A 266-nucleotide genomic window follows, 5' to 3' on the forward strand; every position below is an offset into this window, starting at 1 on the left:
TATAAATACCATTAGTGGTTTCAATCCCTTGGATATAAGCACCTAAAATCATACCTTGGAAGAATGATGCCAAGATCGAGCCCCAAATAAACGCTTGATCCCATAAATGTTTGGTGCGGTTCGCTTTAAAACGAAACTCAAAGGCGACACCACGGAAAATCAGTGAGATGACCATTAAGATAATCGGCATATACAGCGCAGAAAGCACAGTCGAATACACCAATGGAAATGCCGCAAATAAGCCTGCGCCCCCTAAAACCATCCAA

General features: G+C 42.5%; 1 protein-coding gene. It reads right to left on the bottom strand.

Features of this window, described 5'->3' with window-relative positions:
• On the bottom strand, window positions 1-266 hold a 266-nt coding region (locus tag AVJ20_RS18215), incomplete at both ends, for a cytochrome d ubiquinol oxidase subunit II (RefSeq protein WP_162689830.1).

This window comes from Acinetobacter sp. CFCC 11171 (genome assembly GCF_003268405.1).
Lineage (GTDB): Bacteria > Pseudomonadota > Gammaproteobacteria > Pseudomonadales > Moraxellaceae > Acinetobacter > Acinetobacter amyesii.